We start from the raw sequence: 17,051 nt of genomic DNA on the forward strand, positions 1-17,051 counted from the left end.
GGCCGGGGGCGGGCGCGTCACGCTCCCCCTCACCGCTCCGGCGCCTGAGGGTGCGACGGCGCTCCTCTCGCCACATGTCAGGCAGGGCGCCATTGTGGCGCGCCCGAACATGGATGATGCGCGGGAGCGGGTGCTCTCCCGGCTTTCGAGCCTTGCTCGCGAGGGATAGGGGAGCGGCCGGCAGCAATCCTTTTTATGGGATCACGATCAACAGTATAGGGTAACAGGGGCCGATAGATCAGGGGGAGATCGCTTCCTTGGCATGGAAGAGGCCGCGGGTTCAAATCCCGCTCGGTCCATGTTTGCTGTTCTGAGAGATTTTTGTTGGCGATTGATTACTGGGGATAACGTTTCTGGCTAAGGGATCCTCGGGATTAGTTGAGGTTGCCAACGCAGTTATTCAGGTTTTGGAACTCGGCCACTGAAGGCTGACAGTCTGGATATAAGCACCCTGGGCAGGGGCACGGTTCCCCCCGAACGTGCTTCCTGCAATCCTCCTCTGTTTTCAGCAGTTTTCAGCGGTTTACGGAGCCCGTTATAATCAAACTGCCGGATTAAATCCAGTGAATTTCAATTCGGGGGCCTATCCTGCGGTATACAGGTTGTGATTGCAGCATTCCGGGATTCACACACGCACACCCCCGGAGACCGGGGAACCGGTCGAACTGTGTGTGTCTCTCTGTACTAGTGCTCTTTGTCATCTTAAACCCAAAAATCCGACGTCACCTTCGCGATCTTCGCGACTTCGCGTGAGGTTGTAGCGGGCTCCCCGTCTTCATATGTGGCAATTGGCATTCCACCTCGTGCATCGAAATCTTCAAAATAACGTGACACGATGCACTAGTATTCCCTGATTCAGCGCCATCTCGGGGAGAGCGATCCTTACAGCACCTGCTGGAAATCTGCTGAAAACCTGCTGTAATGCTGTAAGAGTCGCCAGGGCCGGGACAGTGGTCCCCGGTCCGCACTGCCTCCGCGTGCTCTCCGCCACACGTGCATGAGGAACGTCGTTATATGCCCCAGGTGGAGGAGCCCGTCATAAACACTATTGCGAGCCTTGCCTCCAGGGGCGTCAGTTGAGAAAAACTCTGATCTTTGCGGGGTTTCCACCAGAAGATGCCGAAAGATGATTATCCAATCAGGGTTGACCGACTTCACCTCAATAGATCACTTTCAAAGCAGCAATCTGACTCTATTGGAGTTATCGAAATCGAATGATATATTAACCGTGTTGAGCGAGAGTAAATTGTTCCGATGCACTGTAAAGAGTCTTGTTAACAGATGAAATACCCTCTGGCACCATTAAATCGCTGATATTCGTCTCAAAGTCTCTCAACGCTACAGAAAGAGGAGAATATGACAATTCAAAGATACTCCGTAAATCAACATCCAATCCAGACACTCCTGACATGGGTGAAATCAAACGAGATTGCTATCCCAGAGATTCAGCGGCCCTTTGTCTGGTCAACGACCCAGGTACGTGATTTCATTGATTCACTGTATGCGGGATATCCGGTCGGCTATCTGATTGCATGGAGAAACCCAAATGTCCGCTTAAAGGATGGTAGAGTATCGGATGGAAAAAGGATCCTGATTGACGGACAACAGCGAGTCACAGCCCTGATGGCGGCACTCCTCGGGCAGAGGGTGGTCACCAAGGAGTATAAGAGAGTAAATATCGTCATCGCCTTCAACCCCCTTGAACGACGATTTGAGGTCAGCAACCCGGCCATAAAGAAAGACAAGCAGTGGCTTGCCGATATCTCGGGCGTCCTCTCGCCTAATTTCAGGATGTTACAGTTTGTGAGAGACTACTGTGCCGAAAACCCCGGAGCCGACCAGGATGAGATTTATGAAAGTGTGAGTCTTTTACAGGGCATCGTAAACAACCATATCGGGCTTATCGAGTTAAACTCTGATCTGGATATCGAGACCGTTACCGAGATCTTTATCCGCATTAACTCGAAAGGGACTGTTCTAAGCCAGGCAGACTTTGTTATGTCGAAGATCGCGGCCGATGAAACGCATGGCGGCAACCTTCTCCGAAAATGCATTGACTACTTCTGTCACCTTGCGGTCGCTCCGGATTTTTATGAGCAGATTCAGCAGGAAGATAAAGAATTCGCTGCTACAACCTATTTTGGCAAAATGGGCTGGCTTCAACACGAAAACGATGACCTGTACGATCCATCCTACACCGACATGCTCCGGGTGGCCTTCACGTCGGAATTCAAACGTGGCAAGTTAGAAGACCTGGTAGCCCTTCTTTCGGGGAGAAACTTCGAAACGCGGGAGTATGAGGAGGCAATTGTCGAGCAATCGTTTGAGATGCTCGATAAAGGGATTCTCAACTTCATGAGCGAGACAAACTTTAAACGGTTTTTAATGATCATTCGGTCGTCAGGGTTCATTGATAAATCCATGATCCGATCGCAGAATGCGTTGAATTTTGCATATGCCGTTTACTTAACAATGCGGAACCAGCAGGAGAAGCCGGAGGTTATCGAGCATTGTGTTCGAAGGTGGTTTGTCATGTCAATCCTTACCGGGCGTTATTCGGCTTCTCCTGAAAGCGCAATGAACTTTGATATCCGGCAGATCAACGAACACGGCGCGATGAAACTTCTTGCCGAGATCGAGGAAGCTGAGTTGTCCGATGCATTCTGGAATTCCGGGCTGCCTCAGGCGATGAATACATCTGTTGCAAGCAGCCCCTACTTCAACGTCTACCTTGCTGCACAGGTACATGGCAATGATAAAGGATTTTTATCAAGGGACATCACTGTCCGTGACCTCATCACGCACCGTGGCGACGTACACCATCTCTTTCCAAAGAATTACCTGAAGGGGTTTGGCCTCTCGAGAGGGAGGTATAACCAGATTGCCAACTACGTGATGATGCAAAGCGAGATCAACATCGCCATCGGCGACCGGGCGCCTTCAGACTATTTCACTGCGCTGCTGGAACAGTCTTTAGAGGGGCACCTGCTGTATGGAGGAATTACTAGCCTAGAGGAGATGAAAAATAACTTCTTGGCACACTGTATTCCGGAAGGGATCGAGAATATGGAGATCGGGGATTACGATGAATTCCTTCAGGCGCGGCGGCAGCTGATGGCAGAGAAGATTCGCCAGTACTACCAGAAATTATAACATCCACAAATGCCTGGGGTAGTTACGGGAACTGGTTTGCTTCGCTGGCGAGTGGATCCTACATTTATAAAAATCTTCAATCTCCTCCTGCCCAACCCCGGCTTGCTTGAGAATTTCTAGGAGCGTGCCGGTCGGGAGGTCCCGCCCATGCACCGGGACGACAACCCGGCATTTTGTCTCAGGGTGATAGAAGAGGTGATGGCTCCCCTTCACCCGGCTCAGCACAAACCCCTTCTTTTCCAAAATGTTGATGACTTTCTGGGGCGTGAGTGCCGGAAGTTTAGGCATGGGCTTCGACGGTGAGGGTGTATTCCAGAAGTCCTTCCTCGGTGGGGATCTCCTCGCCCTTCTCCTGGAGGTCTTCGATGTAGAGTTCAATGGCCTCCCGTGCCATCGCTATTGCCTCATCGACGGTCTCCCCGAAGGTGACGCAGCCGGGAAGCGTCGGCACAGTGACGGTATACCCGCCTTCCGGCTCTCTCCGGAGGAGGATACGGTAATTCAGGCTTCTCGCCATATTGCACCCCGCTCATGATATACATTACCCGATGTGGTATAAAGGGTATCCGTGCGGGTGACACCATAGGGGATAGGATCGTTTTTGACTCGACAAGCTGGACTAACATGAGGAGAAATATGATGTATCGATTCCTTGTCATCGTCGAGCAGACCGACGGCAACTACTCGGCATACTCCCCGGACCTTCCGGGATGCGTGGCGACCGGAGCGACCCGTGAGGAAGCAGAGGAGCGGATGCACGAGGCAATCGAGCTCCACATTGAGGGACTCAGGGGGGATGGACTCCCAATTCCACCATCACGATCTTCAGCAATTTACGTAGCGGTCGGTAGAGGATAACCTCATCCGGTCACCAAACCCCTTCTTCTCCAGAGTTTTGATGACTTATCCCTCGCATGGATCTCCCGGTGCATCCTAGCAACAGATCCCGTGGATTTATTCGATCAGCGGCCTACAGGATGTCCGTCCGGGCATGGTAGAGGCCGCGGGTTCAAATCCCGCTCGGTCCAATCGTTTTTGGAAAGATTTCGCGCGCCGTTATTTTCTCGATTCTTCGGTTTTTTACCTGGATGTCATGATACGTAATGGCACCGATGAGGTGCCAGGATGTTTGAGATCACACTTTACCCCTGCCCACCGGCAACGCCAAACATAAGTTAGTTATATAACAAAAATGATATGTAACAATAACGTTAGGTGATTGACTTGTTACCCGTCGGAAGCCCTGCAACCGGAGACGACTTCATCGACCGCGAGCGCGAGACCGCATTCATCCTGAGTACCATCGAAAAGGATCATGTCATGCTTGTCGCCCCACGGCGGTTCGGTAAAACTTCGATCATGCTAAACATCGAAAAAAGGCTGCAGAGCAGGCAACACCCGTGTGTATTCCTTGAGGTTGAGAACGTCACTTCACCGGGAGAGTTCATCACGGATCTCGTTACGGCACTCATCGAGTGTGAGGGTGCGAGCCATAAAACCAGGATCTTCTCCGCTCTTGGGAAGGTGTTTGCCCGGGTGCAGGAAAACATCGATGAGATTGAGACCCCGGCCTTCAGGGCCAAACTCCGGAGTCACCTGAGAGCGGAGCTCGCCGATGACTGGTATGAGAAGGCGAAGAAGATAGATGAGATTATCGGAGAGATCACTGGGCCGGTATGTGTTATCCTGGACGAGTTTCCGGTTGCAATACAGAATATGGAGGATGACGATGCAAGGAAGTTCCTGCACTGGTTCCGGCGGCTGCGGCAGGTATCGCCCAGGGTGAGATTCATCGTTGGAGGCTCGGTCAGCATCGACCATGTCGTCTACAACGTCGGTGGAATCGCGGTCATAAACGACTTCCGGAGGGTCAACATCGGAGGATTCGAAGAAGATGTCGCACTATCGGTCATCGAACACGTCTTCCGCGGGGAAGGGTGGGAGTATTCACCGGAGATCGGCAGAGCCGTTCTCGACTCTGTTGGTGATCCCTACATTCCCTACTTCATCATGATCCTGCTCTCCGGCTTAAAGGAGGAGGTGGATATCTCCGGGGGAGTGCCCTCCCCGGCGCTGGTAGAGAGGGTGTACAATCGAAGGATCCTCGGCAGCGAGGGACGCCATTACTTTGAGCATTATTCGCGGCGTCTCCGGATTTTATACTCCGAGCAGGAAGCAAAGGCTGCACGCGCAATCCTTGGGAAGGTGAGTGTCGCAGAGTCCCTGCCCATGAGTATTGCGTATGACATCTTCAGACGCAACTACGGGTCAGGGGATGAAGATGCGTTTCGAGGACTGCTGGCACAGTTGAATCACGATTTTTATGTCACCTCGGAGATTCCCGGCGAGTTGAAATTTTATTCAAAGATGCTCCGGGACTGGTGGAGGATATATTATGCCAGCGTCGAGTAGTGTAACCCTCTGTCGATACTCTCCCGCGACCCTGGATCGGGAAACGCTCCAGTATCTTCTCGTAGGCCGCCAGAAACTCGCAGAAAGCCTGCTTGAAGAGATCGATCAGGCGTCCGGGAGCGGAACTCCGCGCTTTTTCCTTCTTGTCGGACCCCGTGGCATCGGAAAATCTCACCTGATGACCCTGCTCTACCAGAGGATACGCGATGACCTCGCTGAGAGGATAATCCCCGTAAAACTTGCGGAGGAGGAGTATTCGATATTCAGGGCGTCTGACTTCTTCTTGAGGGTACTGGAAGAGCTGGGGATCGGCGTCGCGGATGTAATTGCGCTCGAAGAAGACCGGTTGGTCCGTGACGTTGCAGTTGATATGCTCAAGGAGATTGCATCGACTGAGGGGAAACAGATTGCAATATTCGTTGAGAATCTGCACGAACTCTTCAACCAGATGGACAAACGCGAGATCCAGGCACTGAGATCGATATTCCAGCAGACAAACGCCTTTTCAGTAGTTGCTTCAGCACCGTCGGTCTTCCCCGGCGTATCAGACCATGATGAGCCCTTTTACAATTTCTTCCGGATCTTTCATCTCCAGGAACTCAAACTCGCTGAAGTCAAAGAGTTGATGAAGAGAGTTGCGCAGGTCGACGGCAATACCGCTTTCATCGAGAACTTCCAGGATTACGAACCAACAATCGAGGCGCTCTTCCATCTCATCGGCGGCAACCCGCGACTGGTTATCCTGCTGTATGAGACTATCTCGAGGGGCGGGATCGATGATGCGGGGAAGATCTTTTTTGAGATGATGGACGAGCAGACGCCGTATTACCAGGAGGTGTTTCAGAGGCTTACGGGACAGCGAAGGCTTATCTTCGATACGGTCCTCAGCGCAGAAACCCCCCTTACACCAAAGGAGATCGCAGAACGGTCCCGGCTGGACCCCGCAACAGTGAACGCACAGCTCAGGAGGCTGGAGAGGGACGGATACGTCATCTCTCACCCGATGGGGAGAAGGACATCGTATGAGGCCCGGGAGCGCCTCTTGGGGCTGTGGCGGGCGATGCGGAGATCACCCGGAAGGGATCGCGTATTCAGGTTCATCGAGTTCGTGAGAGACTGGTACAGCCCGGACGAGCGGGCGGCGGTTCTCGATATGGTATGCCGGGAACCATCGGGAGTCGCAGAGGGTGAAAACCGGATGATCGCGATCGCCTCGTATATCGCAACCCGGAAGCGAAATGAAGCACTGGTAGCGATCGAGAACGTGGAGGGGCCGTTTATAGATCCGGAGCAGTTGTTGCAGTTTGTGCATCTTTCCCTGGCTCTTGCAGGAGAGGAACTGCGGGATGGGAACCGGACGAATGGCTTGCGCTTAATAGACATTGCGTATACTCAAGCGGGCCGTTTAGAACCGGGTCTGGTGAAGAAGATCACCGTGGATTTCCTGAAATGGATCATCGGGGAGGGAGAGATACCCGCGATAAAGAGTGTCGTTGATGAGATAATCAGACTCAAGGGCACCGAATTTCAGTGGTTCCTGAAACCGGTTGCTGATGCCATTGAAATTGTCGAGACAAACGATACGAAATTGTATTACACGAATATGCAACCGGAAGAGAGGGAGATCGTTGCCGGGATTGTCCAGAGAATTACGGGGGTGGAGGAGCTGGTGCCGGGGCTCTGAGGATTTTCAGTTTTTAACTGAGGCCGTCAAACCAGAGAGGGATATGATTTGATGGACTCGTTACGGGAATTCACTTTTAAAGATGCTTAAATCGATTTTAGGAATATGTAGTTTGATGCCCCCTTTGGTGAATTCAAACTGCACAGAATTTGCAACCGCACAAAATGTTTCTATATGTATCCTCACGAATTGATATCCGCTAAGACCACCAACACCGGTAATGTATACTGCCATTTTAGTTAGAGGGGTTAAATCCCGATCTGCTTTCGAGAATGAACCGAGCGTACTCAGCAATGACAGTACATGATTCTGTTTTTTACCAATCTCACCCCATCTATTTGGATCTTCATAACATTCGAGAATTTCTTCGGTCACTTTCCGAATCTCGTCCTTCTTCTCTATGAGAAGTAGCCGCTCCCTCTGCGTAAGATCCATAAGAATGCCTCCGTGTCTACTCACTATCCCCAAAATAATCCGAATCGATTTTCTTTATCTCATAACTTGCTGTTTCGGTCACGCCAACATTATAATCGATCATAAATTGCGCTAATTGCTCGCCATCGATTAAGACAATCTTCTTCTCGATTATATTCACGTAATCCTTCGCATCCTGGGTAAACTGCGATGTCGTGATAAGGATGCCCTTCTTCGCCCTCTGGCCCTCCAGACTTCCTGCAAAAGCCTGCACTACCGGTCTGCCGATAGAACCTTCCCACCTCTTCGCTTGGATGTATATCGTGTCTAAACCCAGTCTATCCTCTTTAATCCTGCCATCGATGCCCCCATCTCCGATACGACCGATGGCTTCACCAGCATCCTTACGAGAGCCTCCATACCCCATTTTGACAAGCAAATCAACGACAAGTCCCTCAAAAAAGGAAGGATCGCAATCCATCACACGCTTTAAAATATCCTGCGCCAGTTGCTGCCGTAACTCAGTATACGCCGCTTCTAACACTTCTTCAGGTGTTTGAGGAGGAATTTTAACAGTCTTATCCCCGCTGTTATTCTGACGAGAACCCATCTTAAACTCTTTAAACTCGGGGAATTGCATCAAGAAGTCATTGTTTATCGCAGGTGGATCACTCTTGACAATGTCGAGTCCTCTCTGCGTAATCTTGTATCTTCCTCGTCCAGTAACCTCGATAAGCCCGGCCTTCGTGAGATATGTCCTTGCCCACCCAAACCGATTATCATACGTTTTGGATCTTCCACTTGGTTGTAGCACTCGCCTTTCATCTTCGGTTAGATGAAAAACCCTGTCTGCGAGAATATCTCTGTCTTCTGCCATCTGATGCTCTTTACCATCGGCTATGTGTTTGAGAAGAGGGAGCATAATTGATTCATAGTCAGGTATGGGCATTATCACCACTTATAAACCTGATTTAACCTGCGTATATATAAAGAGGGATAGTTAGTGTTCTCTATTATGAGAGCGGAAGTGCTGAAATAGAAGTAGGAATCACTTGTATTTCTTGAAGAGTGAACCACGCTTTTACGATCACCGATGTTCATCACAGACTATGAGCACTGACCACCGCGATCGCAAAGGCATTGAGAGCCCTGTGAAAAAGATGACCTACGTCGAGAAATGGGTGACCTGACTGAGTCCGAATTATAAAAGACACTTTCACGGCGCACCAAGAGATTATAAGAGTCTTAACGGCCATTCATCTCCATGCAGAAACTGCTTGGAATCATATTTGCTGGTTTTCAAGTGACAGTTGTCTTAATTTTTTTTGTTTTTGTATTTTCAGTTATCTCCGGTGTATTAAGCGATATTACAGATAGGCATATCGAAGATGAACAGACTAAAGAAAATGTCGAGAATCTCCAAACCATCTCAATTAATGGGCTCTATCTCCTCATCGCAGTGAGCGGGATAACAGGTGCTTTAGCACTCCTCGCGTGGTTTTCCGGGTTTCTAGGGAGTATTCTTGATATGCTTCAGGTTTGATGAATGGTAGCAGGGGGTGCACAACCCCTACCCCCTCCCCAACAGCGCCTTCAGTTCACTCAAATTCTCCAGGATCTCCCTCTCCAGGTCCTCAATCTTCCCGATGATAACCTCCGGCGGCTCGTACTCCACCTCCTCGTATTCTATCTCCTTATAGCGGGAGATCGAGAGGTCGTAGTTGTTCTCCCGGATCTCCTCAACCGGCACATAGAAGCACTTCGCCTTCCGGTCGGTCGGGTTTGCCTCCCTTCGCTTCCGGAACTGCTCGATGATGTCGGGGATGTCGCCCCTGCCGTCGATGAAGGTCCTCTTGTCATCGAGCGAGTAGCCGTCCGCCTCCATGTCATAGAACCAGACCCTCTCAGTCTTCCCGCCTTTCGTGAAGATTAAAACGGCGGTCGAGACGCCTGCGTAGGGCTTGAAGACGCCGGAGGGCATGGAGACGATGCCTTCGAGCTGGCTCTCTTCGAGGAGCATCCGGCGGAGCCCCTTGTGCGCCCTGGAACTCCCAAAGAGCACGCCGTCGGGCACGATAACGCCGCATTTCCCGCCTATCGTCAGGAGCTGGATCATCCGCTCGACGAAGAGCAGTTCGGTCTTCTTCGTCTTGAGGGTCAGGGCATCGTTGATGTCGCTCTTGTCGATGCTCCCCTTGAAGGGCGGGTTGGCAAGGACAACGGTATAGCGCTCCTCTTCATCGTAGCGTTTGGAGAGGGTGTCCTTGAGTTCGACGCGGGGGGCCTTGATGCCGTGGAGCATCAGGTTCATGAGCGATATCCGGGCCATCGTGGAGTCAAAGTCGAACCCGTAGAAGGTATCGTTCCAGAGTTTCTCCCAATGTTTCTGGTCGGTGATGTTGTCGCCGATGAGGTTGCGGTACTCGCCCTCGCTATCGATCTCTAGGAGGTCGGGGCTTGTGTACTTCCTGATGATATACTCGTAGGCGTTGATAAGGAAGCCGGCCGTGCCGCACGCAGGGTCGCAGATCCGGTCAGTGATATCGGGGTCGACCAGTTCCACGATCATCCTGATGATGTGGCGGGGGGTGCGGAACTGTCCGTTCTTCCCGGCGGTGGAGAGCTGGGAGAGGAGGTATTCGTAGATGTCGCCCTGGGTGTCGCGGTTCTGGGCGGTGATGTCCATATCGTCGATGATGGCGACCGCTTCCTGGAGGAGGGAGGGTTTCGGGATGATGAAGACGGCGTCCTGCATCTGCCGGGCAAAGAGCGTCTTCTCCCCGTTGTGGAGCGACTTGATGAAGGGGAAGACCACGTCCCGGACATGCTCAAGCATCTGCTCGGCGGGGTAGTGCTTCCAGGTCGACCACCGGCACTCCTCGTGGTCCTCGAAGACAGAGGTATACGGCACCCCCCGCAGCCGTGCACGTTTCTGCTCGACGACATCCATGTCCTCAAGCCGCTTCATGAAGATGAGGTAGGACATCTGCTCGATGGACTGGAGGGGGTTTGACATCCCGCCACTCCAGAAGCGGTCCCAGAGGGTGTCGATCTTGGATTTGAGTTCGGGGGCGAGTTTCATGCGACTAGGTCTCCGGTGAAGGCTTTTGCGTTTATTGATTCAAGTAGAACCGAGATTGATCTATCAGACGATTTCTGATATGACATCGTTTCATCGATCTTTTTAACGATGTCCGTAAACGTTTTTTGCAATTGTAGCGGTGGGCGAAAACCCACAAACTGTTTGACATCTTTCACATTGATGTGTCCAACTGTTGAACCGCTCGTTTTTTTCAAAGCTTGCTGATAAAGTCCTTTGGAGTTAATTAAGGCCCAAAGAAACTCGCTTTCACATAATTCTAAGTTTGGCCTGAAAAGCATTGTCCGCTGACCTAAGCAAATATTTACGCCTTTGGGGACTCTCACCGCGACTCCGAAACTACCCTCCCGACCATATATAACATCACCTTCTTTTGGTACGAGTCTTTTTGTCCGCTCTTTGTATTCCTGATCTTCCACGTATTTCATGACAGACCAGTCAATGAATCCGTCTTTGAGTTCAGTAGTCCTAATGCAAGGATACAAAGTACAATCCTCAGTGTATTTAGGTGTCGAGTGAGGGCAATCGACAATTTCTAGAGATAAGTCCTCTAATGTCACCCTTGGCCACCCTTTAGGGTTCGATATGGGGTCGCCAAACATCTCATCAAAAACACTCTGAAGCAGGTTCTGCATCAGCGCATCCGCCTCTGCCCGCAGGCGTTGCGTTGCCTCTGCCTTATCGAGGATGGCGACGATTTTGCGCTGGGTGTCGAGAGGGGGGAGAGGGACAACAAGATCTTCTAATGTCGTTTTTGTTATAGATTTAAAGGTAGAACCTGTCCCTTTTTGTTCAATGCTCGGTTTTAGGTACCGTAGAAGGTAGTAAAGATATTTATTGTCGCCACGATGTAACGAAACCGAGGAAAGTCCTCTCCCTATGCAATAGTCCGTATTAGCAATATTTACAGCACCAATTGGTGCTCTGACCGAGAATAGGACAGACCCTTTTCGTGCCATTTTTCGTGGCTCTGTAGTCCAGTAGGACGGAGTAGGCGATTCGACTCCAAATTCTGCGTTACCCTGTAAAAACGGGCATCCATCACTTATCTGATTATATGAGGAGCCAGGAGGAGACTGCCCCATTGTTATATCAGCAACCTCGCCAAGTGCCCTTGACTCCCACGTTTCAGGTAACCCTTTCCATCTCACTATACCTCACGCCTCCACCGCAAACAACTCCCGCTCCAGCCCCTGGCAGATCCCGATAAACGCCACGAGATCATCCTCATCGAACATCGGCACCGGTGCCGTGCTCCCGAAGTTCGTGAACGGGGCAAGGAAGAGATCGTCCATAACTATGTGCTTCCTCCGCATAAAAACGGTCTGAATCGTCCGGATGAAGTGGAGTTGGTCGGCGGAGTAGCGCTTGTTGTTCTCGATCATGTAGGTCCGAAACGCCTCCTCAATCTTCTTCCTCGGGTCGGGCGCCTCGTAGAGACCGAAGAGGGACCGGATAAACTCAATCAGCGTGCCATGCGGATGCCGCGGCGAGGCCTGCAGCATCTCATCGGTGACGTTCACCCCGGCCTCAGAGAGCGCCTCCTCGAGGCCGCGCAGGTCCTCTTCGCTGATCGGCTCATCCCGGAGGATCTTCTGGATGGCCGGGCTGTGGTCGGCAAGGTCCGTGACCCTCCTTTCGACCGTCTCCCGGAACGCCACCTCATACTCGGGCGCCTCCTCGGCAAGCGTCCAGAATGTGCGCTCCTTGATGATGTCCCCCATATCAATGACAATCGGCTCATACGCCTCCTTTGACATGTACCGCATCAGCGGGGCGACATCCTCGATGAGCCCGGCAGCGTCCTCAAACGAGAGGCCCTTCCAGAACGCATGAGAGAGCACCTCATCCAGCCGCTCCTCCTTCTCTCTCACGACGTTGAGCGTCCGGGGCAGGTGGTCGACCATTCCCCCGATCTCCGGGGCCAGCCGCTCGATCTCCTTCTCGTTCCCCTCCAGCACCGCCAGCCCCAGCCGTTCCGCCTTGAGCGTGAAGGACGCCACGTTCAGGTTCACACCGGTCTGGAAACGCATGAGGGGCATGATCGTGCTCTTCAGGTACTCCAGGGGGTCCACGCCCACGTTATCCCAGAGGTTCGGGGAGAGTGCCTTTGCGATCTCCCGCTCGTGTTCCCTGACGCTCACCGAGTCCATCGGGAGGGAGCGGATATCCTCCTCGATCCGCTGCCGGACCACCGCCACCCGCTCCCCATCGCCCTGCTCCAGGAGGCACGCGAGCTGCTTCAGCCGCAGGAGGAAGATCCGGCTCGTAATTGCCTCGGTCGGCTCGTTCTTCACCCCCTCGGGGTTCATGTTCCAGTACTCGAAGTTGTTCCAGAAGTCAAAGACCTTGAAATACTCTTTATGCCCGTCCGGCAGCCACTCCCGGTGCTTACACGCCGAATCCGACCGCGTCCCGCGCCCGAGCATCTGCCAGAACTTGATCTTCGAAAAGACTGGTTTTGCAAAGACCAGGTTGCAGACCTCCGGCACGTCGATACCGGTATCGAGCATATCCACCGAGATCGCCACGCGGGGGAAAGACTCGTGCTCGAAGTCGTGGATGAGGGCGTCGGCGCGGGGGTCGTCCGAGACGATGATCCGCGCCAATCGGCCCCTGTACTCTGGATACAGGTCGTCGAACGCCTCGTGCAGCCGTCGGGCGTGCTTCTTTGAGATAGCAAAGAAGATCGATTTTGCCGGAAGCGTCCCGGCCAGGTCCATCAGGCAGTTCTCCATAAACTCCCGGACTATCGCCTCAGACGTGCCCTTGACGGCGACCTTCTTCTCCAGTTCCGTCCCCTCAAAGTCGATATCGTCAGGGTCGATCCCCTGCTCGATCAGCCGGCTGCGTTCGCTCTCCGTCAGGTCGGCGGGGCGGAGTCCTTCGATCTGGAAGTGCGTCTGTGCGCCAAGAATGCTCTTGCGGAAGTCGACCAGCACACCGTCCCGCACTGCCTCATCATACGAGTAGAGCGCAGTCGGCATGGCTCCGTCGCACTGGAAGAACCGGAACGTGTCCCGGTCGACCAGTTCGGCAGGGGTCGCCGTCAGCCCGATCTGCACGGCGTCCAGGTACGTGAAGACGTCCCGCCACTTGTTGTAGATACTCCGGTGCGCCTCATCGGAGATGATCAGGTCGAACTCTCCGGGCGAGATGAGGTACTGCCCGCTCTCATCCATCCGGGTATATATCTCCTGAAACGTCTGGATCGTGGAGACGTAGAGCCGCTTTTCCTGGTTGAACTTGCCGTGCAGGATCTTGTCTTTCGCCTCGTGGGGGAAGAACTCGAGGAACCCCTTGTTCCACGCCTGGTCGCGGAGAGCCTTCCGGTCCGCGAGAAAGAGCACCCTCTGTGCACGGTTCTCCCGCAGGAGGGCGTCGATGATCGCCATCGCCACGCGAGTCTTCCCCGTGCCGGTCGCCATGACGATCAGCGCCTTCCGGTGACCTTTATAGAGATGCTCAAGGACCCGCTTGACGTTCTCGATGCTCTTGGGCCGATCGACGATACGGGTGTTGACCTCGATCAGTCTTTCGGGGTCGATCCTCGCGTTCTGGAACCGGAGCCGCTCAAGGTCTTTCTGTGCGTAGAAGCCCTTCAATTGTCGAAGAGGATAGCGCTCCCGGTCCCAGAACCATATCTCGTAGCCGTTGGAGAGGAAGATGAAGACGTCCTTACCGGTCTGCCGCTTGATGTCGTCGGCATACTGCTCCGCCTGCTTCTGCCCGATGAGCGGGTCTTTTGAGGTGCGTTTGGCCTCGATGATGGCGAGCGGAGCGCCGAGACTGTCGAGGAGCAGGTAGTCGACGTACTTGCTCTCCAGGTCGTTCTTCAGCGTCTCGGCTACGGTCTTGTAGGAACATGCAAGAAAGTCGGACTGTCTGGTATCGACTTCGAGGATTACAGAAGCGCGGTCGGTGACGTCCCAGCCCTGCTCGGCAAGGTAGACGTCTATCTTCTCTTTCCGCGTCCGTAATTCGTTTAAGTCCATTGGAGAACCACACGCCCGGGAGAACCGGGAACCCTATTCATTAGTTACTCAAAACAGGCGTATACATAAGGCTTGTGAAATCTCCATGACCGCTATCGGCGCGCTCTGCAGTAAAGGCTCGCCTTCCCTACCCGGAACAGCGTTCTCCTGCGGGTTTTGCGAGTTTGGTCTGAATGACCGGGGGACGCCTGTGCATGGGAGATCCTGGAGACTGGCTCAAAACTCTCGCCGCACCCCGTTATTCGGTAGTGCCCGATGAAACAACCGATAATGGAAACACTCTCGCCGTGTGGTTTTTGTCATGAGTGCGGGTTGTTGCTCAACGTAATTCGGTCGGATCCTCTGAAATCAATAGTCAGTCATATGCCGGAGCACTACCTGACTCTGGACAAGAACTTACAGCAAATGCTGCACTGTGCTCTGTGAGGATAGAGAGGCACGAGCCATTTTTTCTTAGCACCCCTAACGCTGCTGGATTATCGAATTAACAGTAGTCTACCATCCTGCACACATTGTAAATACGACAATCATGTACAATACTACCATGGCCGCGACGAAGAGAATCCCCGTCTCGGAGCGGGTTTGGACAGAGGTCTCCGAGCTGAAGCGCCCGGGCCAGACGTTCGACGATCTTCTCTCTCATATGGTGGAGCAGGAGAAGAAGCGCCGGTTCATCGAAGATATGGACCGCATCGAAGCAGAGGGGGACTTCGTGGAGTTGGACTTTGACGTACCGGATACCGATTAACCGCAAGGCCCTTGGGAGTATCCGGAGCCTCCGCCCGAAGAGCCGGTGAATCGTCATGGAAAAACTCAAAACCCTTCAGGAGGATCCGTTTCCCGGCAGCGGGAGCGATAAGAAGCGCCTATACATTCACGGGCGGGAAGACACCTACCGGCTCTATATCGGCCGCACATTCACGGCATTTTACCGCATCCATGAGCCGGAGAAGGAAGTGCACGTTCTTGCCGTGATGTCAATCGAGCAGGCGCACAAGAGGTATGGGCGGTTCTAACGTCTTTTTACTTCGGGTACTGATATTCGGTCATTTATTTACTCAAACGATCTTCCTGCCTTTTCTTGATTCAGGTCCGTACGATTATGCGAGGGGAGTGCTCTTCGGCTGACCTGTCGCCTGTGGCGTACCCCTTGTGAAGATTGAGTGTTCTCATTGCTTGCATCCGTCGCCCTAGACGCCTTTATGGCATGGATACGGAGAACATGAAGAGGATTCATCGCACAGCTCCGCCGGGACTGACCGCCGGCGAACCTCGGAGCGCTCATCCAGTCGTTTGCGGAAAGGATAACTCTCCCCGTGGCGAGAATATAGTATGGAACATACCGCTTCCGGGGCGGACAGGAGTCCCGGTGCTGTGAGGAGAGGCCAGATAAACCTCATTGCGGAGATCACCGCGTTCGCAGAGGAGTATGAGGGTATCCTTGCCCGGTATCACAAGTACACGATGGACGACCTCGACCGCATCGAAGGGGAGTGCCGCCGGCTGCAGGATGAGGCCCGCCGCAGGGAAGCCTGGGGGATCGCCGACGAACTCGCGAGGCTCGAGTATCTTATCGATCGGGCGAAGGCGATGAAAGCAAAGAGAATGAGCGAGGAGCGATCTTCCGGATCATCCGGGTGATCATGCGGCACATGCTGACTGGTATGATCATCAGCAGACCCTGCACCGGTACATGTCGTCCAGCACGAATGGAGTTGGACCACGTGGATTCCCGTGAACGTGCCTGCCTGGAGAGGGAGGCGCTCCGCCGCGGCATCAGCCCTAAAAAACTCGCCGGGGTCTGCCCGGGCTCCTCGTTCTGGCCCGGTAGCCCTCATGGTCGAGCGTAACGTTACTGTTCCTGGGGCGAACCCCATCCCCGTCATCACGGTGGCTTCTCAAAGAGAGACAGGAGGAAGGTTGCCCCACGGTTGACATAACCGCTGAGGGTTGCATTTTAGCCAGCGAAGCGGATTCCGCTGTTTCACATCCGTTCCGGAAAGAATAACTCTCCGCATGAGGAAGATGATACCATGGAGCGCACTACCCCGGGGAGAGACCGGTGCATCAATACAGCAGGATCACCATCACCGGACCGGATGGCGAGAATGGCTCGGATGGACCTCCTCAAAGAGATCAAGGCGTTCGTCCATGAGTATGGAGGTATCCTTGCACGGTATCACAAGTACACGATGGACGACCTCAACCGCATCGAAGAGGAGTGTCGCGGGCTGCATGACGAGGCATGCTCCAGGGGCGCCTGCGGGACCGCCGGCGAACTTGTGGAACTGGA

General features: G+C 53.2%; 15 protein-coding genes, 1 tRNA gene and 1 pseudogene. 10 read left to right on the forward strand and 7 right to left on the reverse strand.

Annotated features, from left to right (window positions below; translation table 11 throughout):
- Positions 1 to 227 precede the first annotated feature (227 nt).
- A tRNA-Ala gene (locus tag BP858_RS09770) sits at positions 228 to 299 on the forward strand.
- A gap of 1,114 nt (positions 300 to 1,413) precedes the next feature.
- Positions 1,414 to 3,153, forward strand: a complete 1,740-nt coding sequence (locus BP858_RS09775; protein WP_286879394.1) for a GmrSD restriction endonuclease domain-containing protein — start codon at positions 1,414 to 1,416, stop codon at positions 3,151 to 3,153.
- Here BP858_RS09775 and BP858_RS09780 read toward each other — a convergent pair.
- The gene (locus BP858_RS09780; protein WP_074175323.1) at positions 3,148 to 3,441 is read right to left on the reverse strand and encodes a type II toxin-antitoxin system HicA family toxin; all 294 of its coding nucleotides are present in this window, start codon (positions 3,439 to 3,441) and stop codon (positions 3,148 to 3,150) included. The two genes, BP858_RS09775 and BP858_RS09780, sit on opposite strands and share 6 nt — an antisense overlap.
- Positions 3,434 to 3,670, reverse strand: a complete 237-nt coding sequence (locus tag BP858_RS09785) for a type II toxin-antitoxin system HicB family antitoxin (RefSeq protein ID WP_214166800.1) — start codon at positions 3,668 to 3,670, stop codon at positions 3,434 to 3,436. Before BP858_RS09785 ends, BP858_RS09780 begins: the two co-directional genes overlap by 8 nt.
- 122 nt (positions 3,671 to 3,792) lie before the next feature.
- Between BP858_RS09785 and BP858_RS09790 the strand changes: the two genes are divergently transcribed.
- The 3 genes from BP858_RS09790 (at position 3,793) to BP858_RS09800 (ending at position 7,249) form a co-directional block, all read left to right on the forward strand.
- Positions 3,793 to 4,011 (forward strand): type II toxin-antitoxin system HicB family antitoxin, encoded by a 219-nt coding sequence (locus BP858_RS09790; protein WP_062266463.1) that lies wholly within the window; start codon positions 3,793 to 3,795, stop codon positions 4,009 to 4,011.
- Between the two features lie 678 nt (positions 4,012 to 4,689).
- The gene (locus BP858_RS09795; RefSeq protein WP_286879395.1) at positions 4,690 to 5,565 is read left to right on the forward strand and encodes a hypothetical protein; all 876 of its coding nucleotides are present in this window, start codon (positions 4,690 to 4,692) and stop codon (positions 5,563 to 5,565) included.
- Positions 5,549 to 7,249, forward strand: coding sequence for an AAA family ATPase (locus tag BP858_RS09800; RefSeq protein WP_349680578.1), 1,701 nt, complete (start codon positions 5,549 to 5,551; stop codon positions 7,247 to 7,249). Before BP858_RS09795 ends, BP858_RS09800 begins: the two co-directional genes overlap by 17 nt.
- A gap of 60 nt (positions 7,250 to 7,309) precedes the next feature.
- Here the strand turns inward: BP858_RS09800 and BP858_RS09805 are convergent, their stop codons facing one another.
- Both BP858_RS09805 and BP858_RS09810 read right to left on the reverse strand, forming a co-directional pair.
- Positions 7,310 to 7,684: a hypothetical protein gene (locus BP858_RS09805; RefSeq protein WP_286879397.1), complete on the reverse strand. Its 375-nt coding sequence runs from the start codon at positions 7,682 to 7,684 to the stop codon at positions 7,310 to 7,312.
- 16 nt (positions 7,685 to 7,700) lie between these two features.
- The gene (locus BP858_RS09810) at positions 7,701 to 8,612 is read right to left on the reverse strand and encodes a restriction endonuclease (protein WP_286879398.1); all 912 of its coding nucleotides are present in this window, start codon (positions 8,610 to 8,612) and stop codon (positions 7,701 to 7,703) included.
- A gap of 315 nt (positions 8,613 to 8,927) precedes the next feature.
- Between BP858_RS09810 and BP858_RS09815 the strand changes: the two genes are divergently transcribed.
- Complete coding sequence (locus BP858_RS09815; RefSeq protein WP_286879399.1) at positions 8,928 to 9,206, forward strand: hypothetical protein; 279 nt, start codon at positions 8,928 to 8,930, stop codon at positions 9,204 to 9,206.
- Between the two features lie 27 nt (positions 9,207 to 9,233).
- Here the strand turns inward: BP858_RS09815 and BP858_RS09820 are convergent, their stop codons facing one another.
- From BP858_RS09820 to BP858_RS09830, 3 genes are read right to left on the reverse strand one after another with little or no spacing between them, the layout of a single operon-like run.
- A complete protein-coding gene (locus BP858_RS09820) occupies positions 9,234 to 10,745 on the reverse strand; it encodes a type I restriction-modification system subunit M (protein WP_286879400.1) in 1,512 nt (503 codons plus the stop codon).
- Positions 10,742 to 11,914 (reverse strand): restriction endonuclease subunit S, encoded by a 1,173-nt coding sequence (locus BP858_RS09825; protein ID WP_286879401.1) that lies wholly within the window; start codon positions 11,912 to 11,914, stop codon positions 10,742 to 10,744. Before BP858_RS09825 ends, BP858_RS09820 begins: the two co-directional genes overlap by 4 nt.
- Before the next feature lie 6 nt (positions 11,915 to 11,920).
- A complete protein-coding gene (locus BP858_RS09830) occupies positions 11,921 to 14,758 on the reverse strand; it encodes a DEAD/DEAH box helicase family protein (RefSeq protein WP_286879402.1) in 2,838 nt (945 codons plus the stop codon).
- Between the two features lie 544 nt (positions 14,759 to 15,302).
- Between BP858_RS09830 and BP858_RS09835 the strand changes: the two genes are divergently transcribed.
- The 4 genes and pseudogenes from BP858_RS09835 to BP858_RS09850 all read left to right on the forward strand — a co-directional run.
- On the forward strand, positions 15,303 to 15,506 hold the full coding sequence (locus tag BP858_RS09835; RefSeq protein ID WP_048104630.1) for a hypothetical protein: 204 nt from the start codon (positions 15,303 to 15,305) through the stop codon (positions 15,504 to 15,506).
- Positions 15,507 to 15,561: 55 nt separating this feature from the next.
- Positions 15,562 to 15,774 carry a hypothetical protein gene (locus BP858_RS09840; RefSeq protein ID WP_286879403.1) on the forward strand — a complete coding sequence of 71 codons (213 nt, stop codon included), beginning with the start codon at positions 15,562 to 15,564 and terminating at the stop codon, positions 15,772 to 15,774.
- A gap of 316 nt (positions 15,775 to 16,090) precedes the next feature.
- On the forward strand, positions 16,091 to 16,399 hold the full coding sequence (locus tag BP858_RS09845; protein WP_048104633.1) for a hypothetical protein: 309 nt from the start codon (positions 16,091 to 16,093) through the stop codon (positions 16,397 to 16,399).
- Positions 16,400 to 16,857: 458 nt separating this feature from the next.
- Positions 16,858 to 17,051: pseudogene (locus tag BP858_RS09850) on the forward strand (hypothetical protein); the annotation flags it as partial.

The organism is Methanoculleus sp. UBA413 (assembly GCF_002502935.1).
GTDB classification, from domain to species: Archaea; Halobacteriota; Methanomicrobia; order Methanomicrobiales; family Methanoculleaceae; genus Methanoculleus; species Methanoculleus bourgensis.

Coding starts and splice junctions, on each gene's coding strand:
- BP858_RS09780 (WP_074175323.1), bottom strand. CDS start 3,441: ATGCCTAAACTTCCGGCACTCACGCCCCAGAAAGTCATCAACATTTTG.
- BP858_RS09785 (WP_214166800.1), bottom strand. CDS start 3,670: ATGGCGAGAAGCCTGAATTACCGTATCCTCCTCCGGAGAGAGCCGGAA.
- BP858_RS09790 (WP_062266463.1), top strand. CDS start 3,793: ATGTATCGATTCCTTGTCATCGTCGAGCAGACCGACGGCAACTACTCG.
- BP858_RS09800 (WP_349680578.1), top strand. CDS start 5,549: ATGCCAGCGTCGAGTAGTGTAACCCTCTGTCGATACTCTCCCGCGACC.
- BP858_RS09805 (WP_286879397.1), bottom strand. CDS start 7,684: ATGGATCTTACGCAGAGGGAGCGGCTACTTCTCATAGAGAAGAAGGAC.
- BP858_RS09810 (WP_286879398.1), bottom strand. CDS start 8,612: ATGCCCATACCTGACTATGAATCAATTATGCTCCCTCTTCTCAAACAC.
- BP858_RS09815 (WP_286879399.1), top strand. CDS start 8,928: ATGCAGAAACTGCTTGGAATCATATTTGCTGGTTTTCAAGTGACAGTT.
- BP858_RS09820 (WP_286879400.1), bottom strand. CDS start 10,745: ATGAAACTCGCCCCCGAACTCAAATCCAAGATCGACACCCTCTGGGAC.
- BP858_RS09830 (WP_286879402.1), bottom strand. CDS start 14,758: ATGGACTTAAACGAATTACGGACGCGGAAAGAGAAGATAGACGTCTAC.
- BP858_RS09835 (WP_048104630.1), top strand. CDS start 15,303: ATGGCCGCGACGAAGAGAATCCCCGTCTCGGAGCGGGTTTGGACAGAG.
- BP858_RS09840 (WP_286879403.1), top strand. CDS start 15,562: ATGGAAAAACTCAAAACCCTTCAGGAGGATCCGTTTCCCGGCAGCGGG.
- BP858_RS09845 (WP_048104633.1), top strand. CDS start 16,091: ATGGAACATACCGCTTCCGGGGCGGACAGGAGTCCCGGTGCTGTGAGG.